This is a genomic window from Mesorhizobium sp. M7A.F.Ca.CA.001.04.2.1 (assembly GCF_003998485.1).
In the GTDB taxonomy this organism is placed as follows: domain Bacteria; phylum Pseudomonadota; class Alphaproteobacteria; order Rhizobiales; family Rhizobiaceae; genus Mesorhizobium; species Mesorhizobium ciceri.
Genome location: NZ_RZQT01000075.1, coordinates 14353 through 30417, shown reverse-complemented (window position 1 = coordinate 30417; position 16065 = coordinate 14353). Strand labels below are relative to the sequence as shown.

The following is a 16065-nucleotide window of genomic DNA, read 5'->3' as shown; positions in this document are numbered from 1 at the left end:
CCGCGCCAATGTCTGGAACATCGGCGCCGAGGGCCAGTTCACCATGGGCGCGATTGCGGCGAGCGGCGTCGGTCTTTTCTGGCCGAACCCGGACAGCGTGCTGCTGTTGCCGTTGATGTTCGTTGCCGGCATGGGCGCCGGCATGGCATGGGCGGCGATCCCTGCCTTCCTGCGCGCCCGCATGAACACCAACGAGATCCTGGTCACGCTGATGATGACCTACATCGCGACGCTGTTCCTGTCCTATCTCGTGCATGGACCGTGGCGCGATCCGGCCGGTTTCAACTACCCGCAGACGGCACTTCTGCCGACAGCCGCCCTGTTCGAATCCTTCGACCCGGCCTATCGGCTCAACCCTTCGATCTTCATCACCGTCGTCGCCGTGTTCGTGATGTGGCTGTTCACTGACCGCAGCTTCCTTGGCTACAAGATGTCGGTGAGCGGAGCGGCACCGCTTGCCGCCCGCTATGCCGGCTTTCGCGAATCTGCCGCCGTCTGGATCGGGCTGATGGCGGGTGGTGCGGCCGCCGGCATCGCCGGCATGGCGGAAGCCGCCGGGCCGCTCGGCCAGCTCTCGCCGCAGATTTCGCCCGGCTACGGTTTCGCGGCCATCATCGTTGCCTTCATCGGCCGGCTGAACGCCTTCGGCATCGTGCTTGGCGGGCTGTTGATGTCGCTGCTTTTCCTCGGCGGCGAAGGCGTGCAGATGACGCTGGGCCTGCCCTCGGCGCTGACGCGCATCTTCCAGGGCATCCTTCTGTTCTTCCTGCTCGCCGCCGACTTCTTCATTTTTTATCGCATCCGCCTGATACGGCCGGCCCGAGACACGCACGCGCTGGAGACAGCCTGATGGATTTGTTCATCGCCATCTTCACCGGCACCGTCATCGCCGCCACGCCGCTGATATTCGCTGCCCTCGGTGAACTCGTGGTGGAGAAGTCCGGCGTGCTCAACCTTGGCATCGAAGGCATGATGCTGATGGGCGCGGCATTGGCTTTCTGGGCCGTCACAGCGGGCTATCCAATGCCGGTTGCGATCCTTGCTGGCGCCCTGGCAGGTGCCGCCGCCTCGCTGCTGTTCGGCGTTCTGGCACTGAGCTTCCTCACCAATCAATATGCGGCCGGACTGGCGCTGGCCATCTTCGGTTCCGGCGTGTCGGCCTTCCTTGGCCGCGGCTTCGGCAGCGAGCCTATCGAGGCGCTGCACGGCATCAACGTCCCTGTTCTGTCCGATCTGCCGCTGATCGGTCCGTTGCTCTTCCGCTTCGATCCGATGGTCTACCTGGCTCTGGTGATGTTCGCTGCCATCAGCTGGTTTCTCTACCGCACGAAGGCCGGGCTGATCCTGCGAACGATCGGCGAGTCACCGCAGACATCGCATGCGATCGGCTATCCCGTGATCAGGATCCGCTACATGGCCGTGTTGTTTGGCGGGGCGATGGCTGGCCTGGCGGGCGCCTATCTGTCCGTCGCCTACACACCGCTCTGGGTCGAGAACATGACTGCCGGCAAAGGCTGGATCGCACTGGCGCTGGTGGTTTTCGCCACATGGCGCCCGCTGCGCATCCTGCTTGGCGCCTGGCTGTTCGGCGGCATGACGATCCTCCAGCTGCAGGGACAGGCGCTCGGACTGGAAGTGCCGTCCGAACTGCTCTCGGCCCTGCCCTATCTCGCGACAATCATCGTTCTGGTGCTGATCTCGCGAAACCGGCAAATGCTGGCGCTGCACTTCCCGGCTTCGCTAGCAAAGCCTTTCCGCCCGGCGGGTTGAGCAGCAGGGTCTATTCCCTGTTGTAGGGAATGCCGAGCGCCACGGGCTGATGGGTGCGCGACCGCAGGCCCGCAAGCAGCACAAGTGACGCCACATAGGGCAAGACGAGGAACAACTGGTGGGGGACAGGAATCCCCACCACTTGCGCATGGATGCCCAACGCCTCCAGAAACGCGAAGATGAAGATCGCTCCAACGATCCGGAACGGCATCCAGTTGCCGGCGATGATCGCGACCACGACCAGCCAGCCGCGGCCGGCAATGAGATCGGGAACGAACTTGTCCGAATAGCCAAGCATCAGGAAGGCGCCGCCGAAGCCGGACATCATGCTGCCGAACATGATCGCAAGGCACTGCCTGAGGCCGACGTGCAGGCCCTTGACGTCAAGCGCCTTCGGATTTTCGCCGACACAGCGCACCTCAAGGCCGTATTTCGTTCGGTAGAGAAAGAACCAGACGAGGATGGGCACCAGGAAGCTGACATAGGTCAGCAGGCGTTGGGAAAACAGCACCGGCCCCAGGATCGGAATATCCGACAGATAGGGGATCGGAACCTGGTCGAAGCCGATGAAGGTCGGCGCCTCGCGACCGCCAATATAGGCCTGGAACCAGAACAGCGTCACGCCCGATGCCAAGAGATTAAGGGCAAGGCCGGCTACGAATTGCTCGGCCTTCAAAACAATCGTGACGAACGACATGATCAGGCTGCTCGCGGCGCAGGCCAGGATGGCTATCGCCAGAGCCAGCCAAGGCGATCCGGTTGTTGAGGCAACCATGTAGGCGACAATGGCGCCAATCAGCATGGTGCCTTCGACAGCGATGTTCCAGATGCCCGCGCGCTGCGTGACAAGTTCGCCCATTGCCGAAAAAAGCAATGGCGTGGCAATGCGGACCATCGCCGCCAGGAGGCTTATCAGAAGCGGGCCCTGCAGCAGCTCAAGCATGGACTTCCCTCCTCACGATCTGAAGGCGCGTTGCGACGGCGGCACTGAGAAAGAACAAAAGCACCAGCCCTTCCATCGCCGACACCAGGCCTGCCGGCGTGCCACTCTTCAGCCGCATGTAGATCGTGCCGCTTTCCAGCGCGCCGAAGAACAGGGCGGCGATCATCACGCCGCTCGGGCGCAGTCCTCCCACCATGGCAACGACGATCCCCGAACTGCCGATGCCAAGCAGCGTCTCGGCACGCAGCCGGTGCGAGACACCGAAAAGCTCGCCGGCGCCAGCCAGTCCCGCCAGGGCCCCCGACATCAGCATGACGGTCAGCAGAAGCCGGCGCACATTTGTGCCGCGAAACGTCAGCGCGGTCGGGTTTGAGCCGAACGCGCGGATTTCGTAGCCCAGCGACGTCTTGTCGAGCAGCACCGCTGCGAATGCCGAGGCGGCGAGAGCGAACAGGAAGCCGACATGCAGCTTTCCCGCCCCAACGGACAAGAGGATCGGCCACTCCAGACTTGGATCGATGGGCGGCGACTGGTGATAGGATACGGTCACGCCTGTCGCCATCCAGGGGCCGCCATCGAGAAGGTAGGCGAGCAGGTACATGACGACGTAATTCAGCATCACCGTCGAAATGATCTCGCTGGTGCCGAACCTGGCTTTCAGTGCGCCGGCCAACAGGCCGAGCACGCCGCCGCCCGCCATTCCGGCCAGCGCGAGTGTGCAGACGGCCAGCCAGCCTGGCAATGGCGCTATCCAGAAACTCACCCAATAGGCGGCCATCGCGCCGGCGAACACCTGCCCCTCCTGGCCGATGTTCCAGATCTTGGCCCTGAATGCGAACACCGTGCCCAGCCCGACAAGCAACAGCGGGGTCGCCTTCGCCAGCGAACCGAGCAATGCGCCTTGGCTGCCGAATGCACCGACGATCAGGGCCGTGAAGGCCCTTGCAGGATCGCCGCCGGAAAGCCTCAGCAAAACAGCGGAAGCCAGGAGAGCACCTGACATCGCCGCCGAATAGCAGACGACGTTCCTTCCCAGGCTGCTGCCCGAGCGTCGTTGAAATGAAATCATTGAATTCCCTGCGTAAGCTGGCTGGCATCGCCTGCCATCATCATTCCAAGTTCGAGGAGGCTGGTCTCCTCGGGTCGCACGATGCCCATGATCCGGCCCTTGAACATGACCGCTATGCGATCGCAAAGGCGCAGCAGGTCTTCGAGTTCCTCTGAGGCGAGCAGGATCGCAAAGCCCGCGGCCCGCTTTTCCAGGATTTTCTCGTAGACGAATTCGGAGGCCGCAACGTCGAGCCCTCGCGTCGGCTGGTTGGCCAGCAACAGCCGCCGCGCATGCTGGAACTCGCGGGCAAGAATGACACGCTGCGCGTTGCCCCCCGACAGTCGCTCCACCGGGAGGTCCGCCGAGGCGGTCGCGACCTTGTATTCGTCGATCTTGCGCCTCGCCAACTCAGCCAGTTTGCGGCGATCGAGGAACGGACCGCGACAATATTCCGGCGATCGCTGCCAGCCGAGGACAAGGTTTTCGGCGGTTCCGAACTCCGGGATCAACCCTTCGAGGAAACGATCGTCCGGAATGAAACCCACGCCGCTGTCGAGAATCTGGCGAGACGTCGGCGCGGTGACCGGGCTTCCTTCCAGCGAGAAACCGCCCGATTGAAGCGCGCGGACTCCCATCAGTACCTCGAACAGTTCCTTCTGGCCGTTGCCGGCAACGCCAGCCAGCCCGAGAACCTCGTTGGCAGCGACGGTAAACGTCACGTCCTTGAGGACATCCTCGCCCCATTCGCCAACCGCCGACACCTTTTCGACCGAGAGGATTTCTCCCGCCGGCGTGACGGAATTGTCCCTGACGTTTTTCGTCACCTTGTGCCCGACCATGAGGGCGGTAATCGCCTCGGCTGTCGTATTGGCGGTGTCCACCGTAGCGACGACCTTGCCTTTGCGCAGGATGGTGACCCTGTCGGATTGCATCACCTCGCGCAGCTTGTGACTGATCAGGACAATCGACAATCCACGCTTGCGCATCCCATCAAGGATGACGAAGAGCTGGTCGGATTGCTGCGGCGTCAGGACCGCCGTCGGTTCGTCCAGGATCAGCAGCTCGGCACCGAAATAGAGTGCTTTGAGGATTTCCACCCATTGCTGTTCACCGACCGACAATTGCCAGATTTCGCGATCGAGGTCGATGTCGATGCCGCAGTCCCTGCAGAGGCCGAGAACCCTGCGGCGGGCATCGGCCTTCCTCAGCAGCAACCCGACATCGGCACTGCCGACGATGATGTTTTCGAGCACGGTGAAGTTCGACACCAGCACGAAATGCTGGTGAACCATGCCGATGCCTAACCGCAAGGCATCGCCGGGAGAGTTCAATTCCACCACCTCGCCCTTGAAGCGTATCTCGCCGCTATCGGCTTTGTAGTAGCCGTAGAGGCAGGACGACAGCGTCGACTTGCCTGCCCCGTTTTCACCGAAAAGGCAGTGGATCTCACCCTTGCGGATATCGAGATTAACCCCGTCATTGGCAATGACGCTGCCAAATCGCTTGGTAAGGTTCTGAACGTTCAGCAGGTCTTCCATTGGGTCGCACCGGGCTGCCTGGTTGATGTGTCTTACTTCACCTCGGCGGTGTTGAGCGGAACGACAAACTTGCCGGAAAGAATCTCCTGCCGCTTGGCAGATATTTCGCCCTTCACCGCCTGCGGGATCTTGCCGTCGAAATCATGATAGGGTGCGATGTCGGTGCCGCCTTCGGCCATCGAAAACCATTTCGGTTCGGCGTTGCCATTGAATTGCGCACCGGCCTTGTGTTTCAGCCATTCGCCGATGATCCAGTTGAGATCGGGCTTCCAGCTGATGATGGCGCTGGACGCAATGGCGTCGGGCGCGACCTTGCTCTGGTCGTTGATGTTGGCGAAGCACATGATCTTGTGCTCCTGGCAGGGCTTGAAATTGTCGGTCAGCATGAAAACGACGTCGGCGCCGGCCGCGATCTGCACATTGGCATGCTCAGCCGCCAGCGCATTGTCGGACCACGAGCCGATGAACGAAAGCCGATGCTGGATGTCCGGCCTGATCGACTTTGCACCCTCGAAGAACGCATTGATCTGGTCGTTGACGTCATTGGCTGGAAAGGTGCCGACGATGCCGACCATGCCTGTCTTGGTGGTATGGCCAGCCAGCATCCCAAGCAGGTAGGAAGGCTCATGCAGCCGCTTGTAGATCCAGTATTGATTTGGCCCGGCTGGGTGATTGCCGGAGCCGGTGACAACAAACATCAGGTCGGGGAACTCGACGCTCAGCTTCTGGACCTGGTCCGAATAGGTGCCATGGCCCCAGATGATGTCGTATTCACCACTCTCTGCGTAGAAACGCATGGCGTTCTCAGCATCGTCTCCGTACAGCGGATCGGTATGTTCCCATGCAATCTCCAGCCCCTCGGGCCTTTCCTGTTTCAGTTGCTCAAGCGCGTCGAGCAGCGTCCGGTCCCAGCCGACGTCAGGCAGGTCCTGCAGGATAACAGCCAGTTTCAGCGTCTTTGGGACATCCGCGAATGAGCGTACAAGCCCCGACAGAAGCAGGGCGCCCGCCGTGCCCAGGATTGCCGTGCGTCGCGTAATGGTATTCGTCATCGCTTGATCCTCTCATTCCAGTCCGAGAACTGTCCAATGCCGCCTTGTCGTCATCCGGATGTTCTTGTCTTTTCCGGTTGCCTACTTGGAGGCGGCGATCGCCTGGACAACGTCCCCATGGCGTTGTTGGCAGCCGGTCTTCCGGCTTAGGTCCGAAACTTCCACGGCGAAGGTCGGCTAACAATGGCTGCGATTTCTTTCGCGCATATCCACAATTAATCATGTCCGAAAATGCGCCCATGACTAGAGCATAGTGCCGAAAAGTGTGAAGCGGTTTTCACGGACAAACGGAAACCGTTTGTCCAGACATCATGCTCTATCTCTTTGATCTAGAGGCGGATTCCGATTTCAGGTCGATTCGACCTGAAATCATCCGGCTCTAGTGTGCGCCGATACCGTTGCCGGCCACGACGCCATAACGCAGGCCCCTTTCGCGCAGCCAGCGGCGGTAGGCGGCCGACGCGGCGTCGGCGCGGATCGGCACCTCGGAACGGGGATCCAGCGGCAGCCTCTTCGGAACCTGATTCTCCAGGATCGGCTTGTCCTGACCCAGGATGGTCTGATGAAATCGCCTCAGCGTCGCGAGGTCGCGGATCTCATCCAGCAAGCAGATGACGATATGGACGAGCACCCAGTCCTCTTCGACCGGCTGTCCGAACAGCGCGATGACGTCGCGTCGGTCGCGTTGCCGAGACCCCGTCTTGTAAAGGACGGCGCAGAACGGGTGCGGCACCCGGTAAATGTATTCCGTATCGGCCCCTGTCGTCGAACCCGCATTCGCCTGCGGCTGGTAGAACTCGCAATCGGTGACCATTATTTCGGGTGGCTCGGCCGAAACCTGCACTTTGTAAGGCTTGACCTCGGTGTGCGGCTCCTCGCCGAGAATGCCGGTGTGGACGAATGGGAAATGCCCCATGTCGAGAAAGTTCTCGACGGCCCTGGGCGCCGATACGTTTACCCTTACGACGCCCTGGATGATGTGGCGGCGATCGGCTTCGGAAAATTCCGGAATCTCGAACAGGTCGCGCTCCGGCGTGCCGAGCGTCGTCCAGACATAGCCGAACCGCTCGATGACAGGTAGCTCTGTTTGGGCAGCTTCGACGGTAGCGTGGCCTTGCCAGACGGCGGCCTTGCCCTCGCGCCGGCCAACGGCAATCGGCTCACCGAGCAGGACCGTCCTCACCGCCCGATCGATCGGCAAGTCCTCGACACAGGCGACGACATGCCAGTCGTTGAGCGCAACGGGATCGAGATGAGAGAAATTGCTCATGGTGCTGTCCAGCCTGGAATGTCTGTTGTCGGTGAACGGATCTGCCCAAGGCGCGACCGGCAACCAGGTTGCAAGACATCGGTCCGTTGCCTGACGCCGGATCAACCCTGATTGCCCGACAATTCATCTGTGCCTGGAAAACCGCCATGTCCGCTCTTGAGGAAAGCATATCGCCAGTTCACCCGCCCGGTTCTGGAGGCAATGCTTGCCTCGTCATCCGGAGGCACGTGGGCAACCATCAGGCGTTGCGCTTCTGCTCTCGGAGTTCGGTCGGTGAACAGTCGAACGCCAGCTTGACCTGCCGCGAGAAATGATAGGGGTTCTTGTAGCCGACCTGGTAGGCGATCTCGCTGATCGACAGTCCTGTCCGCTGCAGCAGATGCGTGCCGTAATCGAGGCGGCAACGCCACAGATATTTGGCCGGCGTCATGCCGAGATGTTTCTTGAACGCCGAGACCAGATATTGCGGGCTGACGCGCACCTGCTGCGCCACCCGCTCGATCGACAGATCGGCGGCAAAGTTCTCTTCGAGGAAACGGCGTGCCTGCAGGATCGTCTGCGGGATCGGCCGCTCCGCCTCGATCACCTCGGCCTCGTAGATGAAGGCGTGGAGCAAGGCGTTGGTCAGCGACTCGCGAACACCACTGCGGCCGCCACGCTCGCCGAGGCCAAGATCGACACCCAACTGCATGAGGGTGTGGACCATCGGCGAGGCGACGATGAACGGCGCGAACTTCTCGCGCTCCTTGTACAGCCACGCCGCGTTCTGCGGCCGGCCATCGCACCAGCTGACATGGGTCAGCGTTTCCGGCGCCACCGACGTCATGTAGCGATCACGCGTGAGCGACAGAGCACATTGTCCTGCCTCCAGTTGCAGGACGCTGTCATCCGCCTCGAGCGTCAGGGATCCGACGTGGACAAGCATGAAGGCCAGATAGTCGCCACCGATCGGCCCGTAGTCGCCGCCATTCTCATAGGTTAGTTCGCCGAAGGTGTTCTCGCGGCTAAGGTCGATCGGTGGCAGGCGCATATCGGCTTCCCCCTGTCAGACTGCCGGTGCCATGCAAATGAAGTCGATCCGCGTTCCGGCTGCGTCTCCAATTGTCGAAGCTATGGCCTCGTGACGCAAGATACCGCCAATCAACCTGCTCATGGCGGCAGAACGATGCTTCCACGCGCACAGGCCCAGGCTAGCCGAGGCGATCCGCCAGGCGATCTCCAGAGAGGCCGCCCTTGAACGCTCGCTGGTCAACGGCTTGTCGAGATCGACGTCGAGCCGCGCTGGCCAGTCCCGCCTGCGCAGAGAGGTTCGTCCACCTCCTCCTCTTCGTCTTCACTCGGGTGGGATCACACTGGTGGACATAGCCGGAATGAAGGGCGCCTTGGTCAAAGGCGCCCTTCGCATCGGCGGCGCGCTTCGGTCCTGGAGGTACGGACTCAAGCATTTTGAGAGGAGCCACCCGATGAGCTCACTGGGCCGGCTTGCCCAGCGAGCATTCGTATATTTCGGCGAAGTGCTACAACAATCCGCTAGAAGTCGCGCTGGAAGCGGAGGAGGCCGCCGACGCTATTCTCTTTCGTAGCGCCGACCCAGTTACGGTTATCAATCTGGCCAAACTTGCCATCGTGGTTATAGTCAACTTCGGCCGTGACCGTGAAGCCGGGGACGACATCGTAGGCAAGGTTTGCCGCGACACCGTAATTCTTGTCATCGTCAGCGGAAACCTGGAGATTGAACGAGGTCTTCTCGTTGAACTTGTAGGTGCCGCCTCCCCAGACTGTCCAGTTGCCGCCCCACTGCTTATAGAAGTTGCGGTCGATGTTCTTGTCGGTGCCGTAACCGGCCATCAAGAACAGAGACAGAGCGCTCGAAGCGTTCACGTCCAAGCGAACCTTGCCGGCATATTCTTCGAAGGTGCTGTCATAAGCAGCGACGCCCGTGATCGCGCCCCAGCCCTGCGTGTACTTCACGCCGCCGACGACATGCGGGACATAGCTGTCGATCGTGTCGTAACCCGAACTGATGTACGTGAAAGGCGGGACGCCGGTCGGGCCAGCGCTGCCGCTACCTTCTTCGAGGGAAACCACGCCCGACAAACCGTTGCCGAGGTCGAAGTAGTACTGGACGACGTTGCTGTCGAAGCCGCCATAGGGGACGATCGTGTCGTTGATGACGTTGCCGGCGTAACCGATGAAGGTGTCGAAGGCCGGGTCGTCCTTACCGACGCGCAGACCACCGAGCTGGATCCAGGCGAAGTTCAGCGTAATGCCCGTGTTGCGGGCCTGCCAGTTGTTGCGGCTGTCGTTGGTCGTGGCCTGGTTGGCATAGTCGCCGAAGCTGTTGCCGAAGTTGAAGCGGGTCTCGGTGTAGGTCTTCAACGTGCCGAGTTCGGTTTCCTGGCCGGTCCAGGTCTTCAGGTTGAAGCGGGCATTCTTCCAGTAGGTCGAGTGGTCGTCTTCGCCCATGCTGTCAGGAACGTGATTGACGCCATCGAACGAACCGGCATCACCCACGCCGACGTCGTAGCGGACATAGCCGCCGATGCGCAGGCAGGTTTCGGTGCCGGGGATGTAGAAGTAACCAGCGCCGTAGACGTCGCAGATCTTGACGTATTCAGCGGGTTCCGGCTCGGCAACAACGACGGCGTCGGCGGCGCACGCACCGGAAACTGCGATCAGAGCCGCAGCTGAGCCGAAAAGAAGGCTCTTGATGTTCATTTTCCTCTCCATTCAAAAGATCAAAAAAAGCCAGGGTATCTTTCGAGGCTGGCAACCCGCTCCCCGGAAAACGCCGCACCCATGGATCCAAGCTCCTCCTGCCGTCCGCAGCCGAAGGCGCCACTTCCGTCAATCGACGGAAATTGCTTGCAAAATGGCTCGGACGACAAACTTGGCGGTGGATGTATGCGGTGATTTCGCGATGACGTTAGGACAGGCGCAACTCGTCACGAATGGCGCTGCTACGCAAAACCATATCTGTGGCTAATGCCCTGTCCGCGGCAGCCATGTATCTGCCTGTGGCGCGCTCCCCGGACGGTCAACCGGGTCTGGGCTCGTAGATCGGGAATGCCTCGCAAAGCTCCTCGACCGACCGCCGAGCCGCCTTCTCCTGTTCGGCGCCCCATTGCGTTCCGACCGCATCCAGCACGTCGGCTATGAGATTGCCGACACGGGCAAACTCGCCCTCGCCGAAACCGCGCGTGGTGGCGGCCGGTGTGCCCAGCCGTATACCGGAGGTGACGGCAGGCGGCGCCGGATCGAAAGGAATGCCGTTCTTGTTGCAGGTCAGCCCTGCCCTGCCCAACGCCTCCTCCGCGTCCTTGCCGGACAGGCCCTTGCCGCGCAGGTCGACCAGCAGCAGATGCGTATCGGTTCCGCCGGAGACAATGTCGAATCCGCGCTCGCCAAGCGTCGCGGCCAGCTTTCTGGCATTCGCCACCATCTGCCGGGCATAGGTCTTGAACCCGTCCTCCAAGGCTTCACCCAGGGCAACGGCCTTGGCAGCAATGACATGCATCAGCGGGCCTCCCTGCAGGCCAGGGAACACCGCCGAATTCAGCTTCTTGGCGATGTCCTGGTTGTTGGTCAGGATCATGCCGCCGCGCGGGCCGCGCAGCGTCTTGTGCGTCGTGGTGGTGACGATATCGGCGACCTCCACCGGGTTGGGATGCACGCCGCCGGCGACCAGGCCGGCGAAATGCGCCATGTCGACCATCATCAGCGCGCCGACGGCATCGGCGATCGCCCGGATGCGCTTGAAGTCGATGATGCGCGGATAGGCCGATCCACCCGCGATAATCAGCTTTGGCCGTGTTTCCCGCGCCTTGGCCTCCAGCTCCTCATAGTCGATAAGGCAGTCGCTCTGGCGCACGCCGTATTGCACGGCGTTGAACCATTTTCCCGACAGTGTCGGCCGGGCACCGTGCGTCAGATGCCCGCCGGCGGCGAGCGACAGACCCATGAAGGTGTCGCTCGGCTTCAGCATGGCGAGCATCACCGCGCCATTGGCCTGGGCGCCGGAATGCGGCTGCACATTGGCGTGCGCCGCGCCAAACAGCCGGCAGGCCCTGTCGATGGCAGCCGCTTCGGCCAGATCGACATATTGGCAGCCGCCGTAGTAGCGGTGCCCCGGATAGCCCTCGGCATATTTGTTGGTCATCACCGAGCCTTGTGCCTCCAGCACAGCCGGCGAAACGATATTTTCGGATGCGATCAGCTCGATTTCGGACCGCTGCCGGCCCATCTCGCGTGCAATCGCATCGGCGACCACCGCATCCTGGAGCTTGAGGTTCCTCTGGAAAAAACCGGTCATTCTGCTCGTCTCCTGGCGGCAAAAGGCGGACACGGTTTTCGGCGTCGCCATTGCCTGGTGTTGGAATTGAAACGGGGAGCTAGTTCACCGCGTCAGGCGGGGTGCGGCCTTCGAAGAAGGCCGACAGATTGTCGATCACCCGCATGCCCATTGCGATGCGCGTTTCGCTGGTGGCGCTACCCAGATGGGGCAGCAGCACGACATCTTCACGCTCCGTCAAGGCGCGCGGCACAGACGGCTCCGTCTCGAACACGTCGAGCCCGGCACCAGTAATCCGACGCTCACGCAGCGCCTGGACCAGTGCGTCCTCATCCACCACATCGCCGCGCGCGGTGTTGATCAGGAAGGCTGATTTCTTCATCCGGGCAAGACGACGTTCGTTGATGAGGCGGGTGTTTTCGCCACCGCCCGGACAATGCAGCGACACGAAATCCGAGGCCGCTAGCACCTCGTCCACAGTCGCCAGCTGCCGCGCCGGCATGCCGGGGTGGGGAACCGGCTGGCTGTCGAAGAAGACGACCTCCATGCCGAAGCCGAAGTGACAGCGCCTGGCCATGGCCTGGCCGATCCTTCCCATGCCGATGATGCCGACGGTCTTGCCGCTGACCTGGGTGCCGCAGAGATGCGTCGGCCGCCAGCCGGTCCATTTGCCGGAGCGCAGCTCGCGCTCGCCCTCTCCGGCACGGCGCGCGCACATCAAAAGCAGCGTCATGGCGAGATCGGCGGTGGCATCGGTCAACACGGCGGGCGTGTTGGTGACGATCAGCCCTGCTGCGCTGGCAGCGGCAATGTCGATGTGGTTGAAGCCGACACCGAAATTGCCAAGTATTCTTGCCCTGACCCCGCCTGCAAAGAGATCCGCGCCAAGCCGGTCGGTTACGGTCGGCAGCACGGCATCGGCAAGCAGCAGGGCCTGGCGAAGCTCTTGTTGCTCATAGGGCCGATCGGCTTCATTCAGCGTGACATCGAAATGGTCGCCAAGGCGCTGTTCGACCTCATGCGGCCAGCGCCGGGTAACGATTACCTTCGGTTTGCTCATGGCTACGATCCTCTCAAGCCGCGCGTTCGTGCCGCGGCTGCAGGGTCCGGCCGATCTCGGCGCGGTACCATTCCTGCGCAGCGGCAACACCGGAGCCGGCCTCGATTCGGGCTCCGGCGTCGCGTAACGACATTTCCGCCGAGGCCAGGGCGGCGAGGCACATGACCTCGTTGAGGTCGCCGAGATGGCCGATGCGGAACACGCGGCCAGCCACCTTGCTGAGGCCCGCGCCGAAGGATGTGCGATATCTGGAATATCCGTTGGCGATGACCTGTCTGGCATCGACGTCCTCGGAGACGACGATCGCCGAAACCGTATCCGACCACCATTTTTCCTCGTTGGCGCAGAGCTTTAGTCCCCACGCATGCACGCCGCGGCGCACACCTTCGGCGAGCCGGTGGTGCCGGGCAAAAATCTGCTCCAGTCCCTCGGCAAAGATAAGGTCGAGGCTGGCTCTCAGGCCAAGCAGCAACTGCGTTGGCGGCGTATAGGGGAAGAAGCCGGTCTTGGACGAAGCCTGCATATCCTCGAAGCTGAAATAGCAACGCTCCATGCGCGACTGCTTGTGCGCTTCCAGACCCTTGGCGCTCACCGCCAGGATGCCGAGACCGGCAGGCAGCATCAGCCCTTTCTGCGAACCGGTGATGGCGAGGTCGACGCCCCATTCGTCCATCCGGAAATCGATCGAGCCGATCGAGCTGACGCCGTCGACGAACAGCAGCGCATCGTGAGCCGTTTCGTCGAGCGCGGCACGCACGCCGGCGACGTCGGACGTCACGCCGGTCGCGGTCTCGTTGTGGGTGGCGAATACCGCCTTGATCTTGCTGCCCTTGTCGTCGCCCAGCCGTTGCCGATAGGCGTCGAGCGGAACCCCCTCACCCCATTCGACATCGATGCAATCGACCTCAAGTCCAAGGCGCTCGGCCATATCGACCCACAGGTGCGAGAACTGGCCGAAACGCGACATCAGCACCCGGTCGCCACGATTGAGCGTGTTGGAGATCGCCGCTTCCCAGGCACCGGTGCCTGAGCCCGGAAAGATGAAGACGCTGCCGGTCTCGGTCTTGAATATCCGCTTCAGGTCGCGAAACAAGGGCAGCACCAGTTCCGGAAAATCCGGTGCGCGCATATCCTGCATCGGCACGTTCATGGCCCGCCGCACAGCGTCGGGAATGTTGGTCGGACCCGGGATAAAGAGATGCGCCGTTCCATTTTTCATGATCTGGTTCTCCTGTTGATATGAGCATCGCCACACACGGGTCGGTGTTGCCGCCTTACGCGAACACAACCGTTTTTCGTCCGTTGATCATGACGCGGGCTTCGAGGTGCCGTTTGATGGCACGCGCCAGAACGCGGCTTTCGATGTCACGGCCGGTCGCGATAAAATCCTCGACGCTCATGGAATGCGTTACCCGCTCGGTTTCCTGCTCGATGATCGGCCCCTCGTCGAGTTGGGCGGTCACATAGTGAGCCGTGGCGCCGATCAGCTTCACTCCGTGCTCGAAAGCCTGGTGATACGGCCGCGCGCCCTTGAAGCTTGGCAGGAACGAATGGTGGATGTTGATGACCTTGCCGAACAGGCGCCCCGCGAGGTCGTCGGAATACACTTGCATGTAGCGAGCCAGGACGACGAGGTCGGCGCCGACGTCCTCGATCACCGCCAGTATCCGGCCTTCCTGTTCCTGCTTGTTCTCCTTCGAGATGGGCAAGACGTGGTAGGGAATGCCAGCCCATGCCGCAGTTTCGCGGCTGTCTTCGTGGTTGGAGATGATCGCTGCAACCTCGGCTTCGAGCCAGCCAACACGGATCTGGTAGATGAGGTGAAGCAATGCATGGTCAAACTTCGAGACCATGATGACGATTTTCGGCCGACGGCTCCGCTCAAGCAGGCGGCTGCTCAGGCCGAAGCGATTCACCACAGGCGCAAGTCCCTTGGTGATGGCATCGGCAGACACCCAGGCGGGCGCCGAAAAGGCAATGCGCATGAAGAAACGGTTCGAGGCCCTGTCCCAATGCTGGCTGCTTTCAGCAATGTTCGTGCCAAGGTTGGCGAGTTCGGTCGTCACTGCCGCCACGATCCCGGCCTGGTCTTCGCAGGACAGCGTCAGAATGAAAGACAGTCGAAGCGCTGCACAATTCATCGTTCGTTGACCCGCAGCCAGCACGCCTCGCGATAATCGGCGAACCAGGCAAGCGTCTTTTCCCATCCGCCGAATGGGAAGAAATGGAGGTGTAGTGGCGCGGTCGGCGCCGGGTAGCTTGCCGCCATGGTTTGTAAGATCTCGGCTGGGTTCCGGTCGGCCACGATGTTGAAGAGGCCGCTGGCGGAACGCCGCAGCGCCGCGATCGAAGGGCCGACACCGCACATCATGGCGAACCGGATGAGTTTGGTAAGGCTGGTCACACCGGCCAGACCAACATGAACCGGCAGCCCGGGATGCGCCGTATGCAGACTGCTCGCCCAGGCGGCGATCATGTCGCCATCGAAGGCGAATTGCGATACGACCCTGGCTTCCAGCGACCGCTCGGCACAGATCTCGAGCTTGCGCCGCAATGCGTCCGTCAGCACGGCTTCGACGATGCTTGGATGCCCTTCCGGATAGCCGGCGACGAAGGCGGTTCGTATCGCACTGTCTTTGACCACGGGATGGGCGAGCAACTGGGTTGCCTCTCCCAACGGCCCCGGAAAGAGAGCCGGATTGCCGCCAAGAAAGAGCGCTTCGCTTATCCCGTTTCGACTGTGGGCGGTGGCAAGATCGACATAGTCCTGCTCCGAATTGAAGTTCCGCGCGCCCAGATGTGGCACCGGCACAAAACCCAACTCCTTGATCCGGCGCGCTGCTTCGATTTGCAAAGCCTCGGGCTTGCCGGGAAGGTGAGTAAGAAAGACGCGCGAGCCAAGCGGGAAGCAGTCGGCTGGTGGCGCAAAGGTGCGTGCCTGCGCCGGTGCCAGTTCGATCGACACCTCCGCGTCGAACGCAAATGTAGCCGAACCTCGCGTCTGGATAAGCTCTTGGCGCATGTCGTTCATGATCTTTCCAGGTCTCTCCCGACCAGCTTCACGATTTCGCGGCACCGTAGGCCGCGGCA

General features: G+C 61.7%; 14 protein-coding genes. 2 read left to right on the top strand and 12 right to left on the bottom strand.

The window, feature by feature from the left end:
- Together EN955_RS22200 and EN955_RS22195 are read left to right on the top strand one after the other, a co-directional pair.
- The coding region (locus tag EN955_RS22200; protein ID WP_164769898.1) for an ABC transporter permease at window positions 1–850 on the top strand (850 nt) is incomplete at its 5' end.
- Window positions 850–1770, top strand: coding sequence for an ABC transporter permease (locus EN955_RS22195; RefSeq protein WP_024505102.1), 921 nt, complete (start codon window positions 850–852; stop codon window positions 1768–1770). The genes EN955_RS22200 and EN955_RS22195, both read left to right, overlap by 1 nt.
- Before the next feature lie 10 nt (window positions 1771–1780).
- On the opposite strand, the gene EN955_RS22190 is transcribed toward EN955_RS22195, so the two are convergent.
- The 12 genes from EN955_RS22190 to EN955_RS22135 form a co-directional block, all read right to left on the bottom strand.
- Complete coding sequence (locus EN955_RS22190) at window positions 1781–2713, bottom strand: ABC transporter permease (RefSeq protein ID WP_013529890.1); 933 nt, start codon at window positions 2711–2713, stop codon at window positions 1781–1783.
- Entirely contained in the window at window positions 2706–3716 is a 1011-nt protein-coding gene (locus EN955_RS22185) for an ABC transporter permease (protein ID WP_245462092.1), read from the bottom strand. Before EN955_RS22185 ends, EN955_RS22190 begins: the two co-directional genes overlap by 8 nt.
- Window positions 3717–3778: 62 nt before the next feature.
- The gene (locus tag EN955_RS22180) at window positions 3779–5302 is read right to left on the bottom strand and encodes an ABC transporter ATP-binding protein (RefSeq protein WP_024505104.1); all 1524 of its coding nucleotides are present in this window, start codon (window positions 5300–5302) and stop codon (window positions 3779–3781) included.
- A gap of 32 nt (window positions 5303–5334) precedes the next feature.
- Window positions 5335–6354 (bottom strand): BMP family protein, encoded by a 1020-nt coding sequence (locus EN955_RS22175; protein ID WP_013529887.1) that lies wholly within the window; start codon window positions 6352–6354, stop codon window positions 5335–5337.
- A 379-nt stretch (window positions 6355–6733) separates the two neighbouring features.
- Complete coding sequence (locus EN955_RS22170; protein WP_024505105.1) at window positions 6734–7624, bottom strand: aromatic ring-hydroxylating dioxygenase subunit alpha; 891 nt, start codon at window positions 7622–7624, stop codon at window positions 6734–6736.
- 238 nt (window positions 7625–7862) lie between these two features.
- Entirely contained in the window at window positions 7863–8654 is a 792-nt protein-coding gene (locus EN955_RS22165; protein WP_013529886.1) for an AraC family transcriptional regulator, read from the bottom strand.
- Window positions 8655–9154: 500 nt separating this feature from the next.
- Window positions 9155–10342, bottom strand: a complete 1188-nt coding sequence (locus EN955_RS22160; RefSeq protein WP_024505106.1) for a porin — start codon at window positions 10340–10342, stop codon at window positions 9155–9157.
- A 319-nt stretch (window positions 10343–10661) separates the two neighbouring features.
- Window positions 10662–11936 (bottom strand): serine hydroxymethyltransferase, encoded by a 1275-nt coding sequence (gene glyA / locus EN955_RS22155; RefSeq protein WP_024505107.1) that lies wholly within the window; start codon window positions 11934–11936, stop codon window positions 10662–10664.
- Between the two features lie 79 nt (window positions 11937–12015).
- Complete coding sequence (locus EN955_RS22150) at window positions 12016–12975, bottom strand: D-glycerate dehydrogenase (RefSeq protein WP_024505108.1); 960 nt, start codon at window positions 12973–12975, stop codon at window positions 12016–12018.
- 13 nt (window positions 12976–12988) lie between these two features.
- Window positions 12989–14194 carry an aminotransferase class V-fold PLP-dependent enzyme gene (locus tag EN955_RS22145; RefSeq protein WP_024505109.1) on the bottom strand — a complete coding sequence of 402 codons (1206 nt, stop codon included), beginning with the start codon at window positions 14192–14194 and terminating at the stop codon, window positions 12989–12991.
- 55 nt (window positions 14195–14249) lie between these two features.
- A complete protein-coding gene (gene purU, locus EN955_RS22140; RefSeq protein WP_024505110.1) occupies window positions 14250–15116 on the bottom strand; it encodes a formyltetrahydrofolate deformylase in 867 nt (288 codons plus the stop codon).
- Window positions 15113–16006, bottom strand: coding sequence for a methylenetetrahydrofolate reductase (locus EN955_RS22135; protein WP_024505111.1), 894 nt, complete (start codon window positions 16004–16006; stop codon window positions 15113–15115). The genes purU and EN955_RS22135 overlap by 4 nt, the downstream gene beginning before the upstream one ends.
- Window positions 16007–16065: the final 59 nt, after the last annotated feature.

What these genes read in the sequence shown, in the direction of transcription:
- EN955_RS22175 (WP_013529887.1), bottom strand. Translation starts at nt 6,354, where the DNA reads ATGACGAATACCATTACGCGACGCACGGCAATCCTGGGCACGGCGGGC.
- EN955_RS22165 (WP_013529886.1), bottom strand. Translation starts at nt 8,654, where the DNA reads ATGCGCCTGCCACCGATCGACCTTAGCCGCGAGAACACCTTCGGCGAA.
- EN955_RS22195 (WP_024505102.1), top strand. Translation starts at nt 850, where the DNA reads ATGGATTTGTTCATCGCCATCTTCACCGGCACCGTCATCGCCGCCACG.
- purU (WP_024505110.1), bottom strand. Translation starts at nt 15,116, where the DNA reads ATGAATTGTGCAGCGCTTCGACTGTCTTTCATTCTGACGCTGTCCTGC.
- glyA (WP_024505107.1), bottom strand. Translation starts at nt 11,936, where the DNA reads ATGACCGGTTTTTTCCAGAGGAACCTCAAGCTCCAGGATGCGGTGGTC.
- EN955_RS22145 (WP_024505109.1), bottom strand. Translation starts at nt 14,194, where the DNA reads ATGAAAAATGGAACGGCGCATCTCTTTATCCCGGGTCCGACCAACATT.
- EN955_RS22150 (WP_024505108.1), bottom strand. Translation starts at nt 12,975, where the DNA reads ATGAGCAAACCGAAGGTAATCGTTACCCGGCGCTGGCCGCATGAGGTC.
- EN955_RS22170 (WP_024505105.1), bottom strand. Translation starts at nt 7,624, where the DNA reads ATGAGCAATTTCTCTCATCTCGATCCCGTTGCGCTCAACGACTGGCAT.
- EN955_RS22180 (WP_024505104.1), bottom strand. Translation starts at nt 5,302, where the DNA reads ATGGAAGACCTGCTGAACGTTCAGAACCTTACCAAGCGATTTGGCAGC.
- EN955_RS22160 (WP_024505106.1), bottom strand. Translation starts at nt 10,342, where the DNA reads ATGAACATCAAGAGCCTTCTTTTCGGCTCAGCTGCGGCTCTGATCGCA.
- EN955_RS22185 (WP_245462092.1), bottom strand. Translation starts at nt 3,716, where the DNA reads ATGTCAGGTGCTCTCCTGGCTTCCGCTGTTTTGCTGAGGCTTTCCGGC.
- EN955_RS22190 (WP_013529890.1), bottom strand. Translation starts at nt 2,713, where the DNA reads ATGCTTGAGCTGCTGCAGGGCCCGCTTCTGATAAGCCTCCTGGCGGCG.
- EN955_RS22135 (WP_024505111.1), bottom strand. Translation starts at nt 16,006, where the DNA reads ATGAACGACATGCGCCAAGAGCTTATCCAGACGCGAGGTTCGGCTACA.